Origin of the sequence: Parabacteroides sp. CAG:2 (assembly GCF_000436315.1) — a bacterium.
In the GTDB taxonomy this organism is placed as follows: Bacteria; Bacteroidota; Bacteroidia; order Bacteroidales; family Tannerellaceae; genus Parabacteroides; species Parabacteroides distasonis.
Genome location: NZ_FR885286.1, coordinates 179 through 2,977, shown reverse-complemented (window position 1 = coordinate 2,977; position 2,799 = coordinate 179). Strand labels below are relative to the sequence as shown.

The window sequence follows — 2,799 nt, the reverse complement described above, 5'->3', positions numbered from 1 at the left end:
AAAGGCGTATTTCCCAGCTTAGAGAGCTGGGTACGGATATTCTCCGCCTGCTCCCGCCGGGCCGGTTCTTTCTCGAACGGCTGGGTAAGCATGATACGGGCTCCTGTCTCGTCTGTCATACTTAACGTGAAGCCAAAGGCGTTATCTTGAAATTCCATCCGGACAGAGAGCTTCCGCTCGGCGGATGGCTTGGATAGCAGTTTATCAAACTCTTGATCGAAATTCCGGTACAAAGGCATCTTCGGACGGATCGCCGGGCGATCCAGCGTAAAGATCCGGTTCGCCTCCACACGGTTTACCCGGAAGCCCTCCAACTCCCCTTTCTCATTGAAGAAGGTAAGCCCGTCTCCGTTATTCAATTGTTTCAGTCCGGCGATCGTGAAAGAGTTTCCTTTCAGTTCTTTCACCGTACCCACCGGCTCCCCCAAGGACTTAGGCGTATCAAAGCTGGTGATATCCTTCGTGCGCTCCTTCCATAAGAAAGGCGTGAAACCCCGGTTGAAGCTTTTCTCCGCCACAGGTTCGAACGTGTAAGCGCTATGCCCGGCCGAGGCACGACGGTATTCCGGCCGACGGGCCAAGATAGCGTCCAGTTTCTTCCGGTACCAAGCCGTTACGTTTTTCACGTAAGATACATCCTTCAAACGACCCTCGATCTTCAAGGAAGAGACACCGGCATCCAACAGCTCCTCCAAGTATTCTCCCCGGTTCATATCCTTCAAGGATAAGAGATGCTTACCCGATACGATCTCCTTCCCGTCCGCATCGATCAAGCTATAAGGCAGGCGGCAATACTGAGCGCATTCCCCCCGGTTGGCGCTTCGTCCGCTCAAGGCGGCACTCAGGTAACACTGGCCGCTATAGCTTACGCACAGCGCCCCGTGTACGAAGACCTCCAGAGGCACGGTCGTTCGCTCGGCGATCTCCCGTATCTGGTTCAGCGATAGCTCCCTCGCCAATACGACTTGCGTGAAACCTACCTCTTGCAGGAATCTCACCTTCTCCGGCGTACGGTTATCCGTTTGCGTACTGGCGTGCAAGGGGATGGGCGGAAGGTTCAACTGGGTGATACCCATGTCTTGAACGATCAAGGCATCCGCCCCGGCCTCGTAAAGCTGCCAGATCATTTGCTCGGCCTCTGCCAGCTCCTCTTCTTTCAAGATAGTGTTCAAGGCCACGTAAATACGAGCCGAATAGAGATGGGCGTAATCGCAAAGCTGCCGTATATCGTCCAGCGTATTACCGGCGGCGGCACGGGCTCCGAACTTCGGGGCACCGATATACACGGCATCGGCGCCATGGTTTATCGCCTCCCTGCCGCAAATCAGATCCTTAGCGGGAGATAACAGTTCTATCGAACGGAGTTCTTTTCTCATTTACAAGCTTCCTAGTTTTTTAATATCTTCCCGGCGGAACGGGGTCTCTTGGTATACGTAATAGTTCAGCCAATTGGTGAATAGCAGGTTCGCGTGCCCCCGCCAACGTACCACCGGGCCTTGCGCCGGATCGTTATTCCGGTAATAATTACGAGGCTTGTTGATGGGCAATCCCTTCCCCAAATCACGCATATACTCATCATTCAGCGTATAGGGCGAATACTCGGAATGGCCGGTGATGAAGAATTCCCGTCCGCCACGAGCCATCGCCATATAGACGCCGGATTCCTCGCTCTCGGACAACAGGGTCAGCTCGGATACTTTCATGATATCCTCCCGGCGAATCTCGGTATGACGGCTATGAGGCACGAAGAACTCGTCATCGAACCCCCGGAAGATCGGAACAAACGGTTCCCGGAGCGAATGACGGAAGACTCCGAACATCTTGGCCGGCAAATCATATTTAGGCACCCCATAGAAATGGTATAGCCCCGCTTGCGCCGCCCAGCAGATATAGAGCGTGGAGGTAACATGCGTACGGGCCCAATCGAATATCTGCGTGATCTCCTCCCAATAACTAACTTCCTCGAAAGGCATCTGCTCCACGGGAGCGCCCGTCACGATCATCCCGTCGTAGAAATCATCCGCCATCTCATCGAAATCCTTATAAAATTCCTGCATATGCTCGATGGGCGTATTCTTCGGCGTATGTCCCTTGATCTTCATGAAATCAAGTTCCACTTGCAGGGGTGTATTACTGAGGAGGCGAACCAAGTCCGTCTCGGTCGTTATCTTAAGGGGCATCAAATTCAATACGACTACCCGAAGGGGGCGGATATCCTGCTCCGACGCGCGCAAGGAATCCATCACGAAGATGTGTTCCTTCTTCAGCAGCTCGATAGCCGGTAAGTTCTTTTGTAAATTTAATGGCATTTTCTATCTCTGATTTTATATGAGCGCAAAGATAATGAGAATTTTCTCATTATCGCTTATACTTCGCCACCATGATCACGGGGTTATCCTCCTCGTGCATACCCGCGGCGATCTCCTTTAACTTGCCTTTGAGGTGTCCTTCTTGATAGGCCTCGACAAGTTCGGGGGTATTTATCCGCCACGTGAAGGCGATCTCGTCGTTATTGAAGACCGTGAGGTCGAAAATCTCGTCCACGAGGTTGGCGATCGGTACTTCTTTCGTGAAATCATCGTTATACAGGACATACTCAGATACTTCCTTTGTCTCCCTATCGTACACCAAATCGGTTCTCATCAACCGATAGTAGGTATCCATCATCGCCAAGTTCAACTCTTTCTTTACGGTCTGCATAAAACAATAGCGATCCGTAACCACACCCGGGAAAAGAAAGATCTCCGGGCTCATGGATTGAATAGAGGGAGTCCTTACGATAAAGGGCTTTAATCCATC

Annotated in this window: 2 protein-coding genes and 1 pseudogene; all 3 read right to left on the bottom strand. The window is 51.9% G+C overall.

Annotated features, from left to right (window positions below; genetic code table 11):
- A partial coding sequence (locus QVP94_RS07865) for a U32 family peptidase (protein ID WP_288213208.1) occupies window positions 1–1,376 on the bottom strand: 1,376 nt, incomplete at its 3' end.
- The gene (gene metA, locus QVP94_RS07860; protein WP_022192329.1) at window positions 1,377–2,309 is read right to left on the bottom strand and encodes a homoserine O-acetyltransferase MetA; all 933 of its coding nucleotides are present in this window, start codon (window positions 2,307–2,309) and stop codon (window positions 1,377–1,379) included.
- Window positions 2,310–2,358: 49 nt separating this feature from the next.
- Window positions 2,359–2,799: pseudogene (locus QVP94_RS07855) on the bottom strand (6-bladed beta-propeller); the annotation flags it as partial.

What these genes read in the sequence shown, in the direction of transcription:
- metA (WP_022192329.1), bottom strand. Translation starts at nt 2,309, where the DNA reads ATGCCATTAAATTTACAAAAGAACTTACCGGCTATCGAGCTGCTGAAG.